Here is a 1,765-nt window from a genome sequence, read left to right as displayed (position 1 = left end):
GCAGCGCACGATTCTGCTCCGGCGACCAGTAATGCACCAGGTTCGCGACCAGGAAGGCGTCGTATCCGGCCGGCAGCGGGTCGGCCATCGCGTCGCCGGCGCATACGTCGATTCGCCCCTCCAGCCCGACCGACGCGATGCGGTCCTGCGCGGTCTGGGCAACCGCCGGCAGCTCGAACACGGTCGCGCTCAGTTGCGGGCAGTGGCGCGCCACCGCGATGGACCAGGAGCCGGTGCCGCCGCCGATGTCGAGGAGTCGATGACTGCCGGACAGATCGACCGTGTCCGGCAGGGCGAGCGAGGGGCCGGCCGAAAACGCCTCGATACCGATCGAGGCGATGGGTTGCAGGGCGGCGTCGAGGTCGAAGATCTGGCGTTTCGGCCCGCGGGCGAGTGCGCCGGCCAGGTCTTCCCACGCCGGGAAGCTGATCGTGTCCCAGAACCGCAGCAGCGGACGCAGGTCGGCGGGCGATCCGCCGGCGAGGAACGCGGCCGCCGTCTCGGTATTGACATACTGTTCGCCTCGGCGTTCGAGCATACCCAGCGCGACCATGGCGTCGGCGCTGATCCGGGTGGCTCGGGCAGTAAGCCCGGTGCGGGCGGCCAGGCCATGCAGGTCGGTGGGGCCCTCGCCCAACGCCTCGAACAAACCGAGTTCGCTGGCGGCGAAGAGGTGTTTGGCGGCCATGAACCCGGACGCCAGCTGCATGATCGGCTCCGGGTCAGGCAGGTCGTGGTCGGTTTCGGCGGAGGTATGGGCTGTCATCGTCATGAAACCAGCGTCGTCGTGGTCGGTTCTGCGTCATATCCCTGAATCCTGGGGAATTCACCCAGATTTCTGGGGTAGGCAGCCCTAACCTGCTGCGATACACTTCGGACATGGCGCAGAGCTTGCTGCCACGCGTCCGCGATCAAATCTCGCGTGCCGCCGCCGACCAGCTGGACTGGGTGGGGTACAGCGCGCGAATGAGCGCGGCCCTGCGCACGGTGATCCCACATGACCGCTGCTGCTGGCACACCGTCGACCCGGGCACCATCCTGTTCACCGGCAGCGTCAACCGGAACGTCGGGTGTTCCGGATCCTGGTTGGCGCACTACGAATACGAGGTCGAGGACGTCGACAAGTGGGCGTTTCTTGCGCACAGTGGCCGCCTGGCGGGTGCACTCAGTCTGGATACCCACGGAGATTTGTCCCGCAGTGCACGGCACCGTTCGCACGAGGCGTACGGAATCGGCGACGAGCTGCGGGTCTCCCTGGTGTCGGACGGGGTCTATTGGGGTGCAGCGGCATTCCTGCGCGATGCGGGCGCACCGTGGTACACCGCCGAGCACGTCCGCGCAATCGCCGCGCTGGCGCCCGCGCTCGCGACCGGTCTGCGACGTTCGATGCTCCACGAGGTCGAGGCCGCCGTGACGACCGTGGACTACGGCCCCGGCGTGGTGGTCTTCGACGCCGCGGGCAACCCGGAATCGGTCTCACCCGCCGCGGAACGCTGGATCGACGAAATTGTCGAGGTCCCGGCGCCGTCGACGCCGTTCGAATCGAAGGTCGTGCAGGCCATCGCGGCCCGGGCGCGGGCGATCGAACCGGGCACCGATCCGCTGGAACTTGCCGCGCGCTCGCGGGTACGCACGCGATCCGGCGCCTGGCTGTTGCTGTACGGGACCAGGCTTTCCGGCGTCGAAGACGGACGCACCGCCGTCATCATCCAACCCGCGACGCCGCATGAGATCGCGCCCGTCATTGCCATGGCCTACGGACTGT

2 protein-coding genes are annotated in these 1,765 nt (G+C 68.2%); one reads left to right on the top strand and one right to left on the bottom strand.

Translation table 11 applies throughout. The features are described from left to right. A partial coding sequence (locus tag RJ1_RS44635) for a methyltransferase (protein WP_073371132.1) occupies window positions 1-772 on the bottom strand: 772 nt, incomplete at its 3' end. 107 nt (window positions 773-879) lie between these two features. Between RJ1_RS44635 and RJ1_RS44630 the strand changes: the two genes are divergently transcribed. After that, the coding region (locus tag RJ1_RS44630) for a helix-turn-helix transcriptional regulator (RefSeq protein WP_073371130.1) at window positions 880-1,765 on the top strand (886 nt) is incomplete at its 3' end.

Origin of the sequence: Rhodococcus jostii NBRC 16295 (assembly GCF_001894825.1) — a bacterium.
In the GTDB taxonomy this organism is placed as follows: domain Bacteria; phylum Actinomycetota; class Actinomycetes; order Mycobacteriales; family Mycobacteriaceae; genus Rhodococcus_F; species Rhodococcus_F jostii.
The sequence above is the reverse complement of the archived record's forward strand: the minus strand, read 5'-3'. Positions and strand labels throughout refer to the sequence as shown.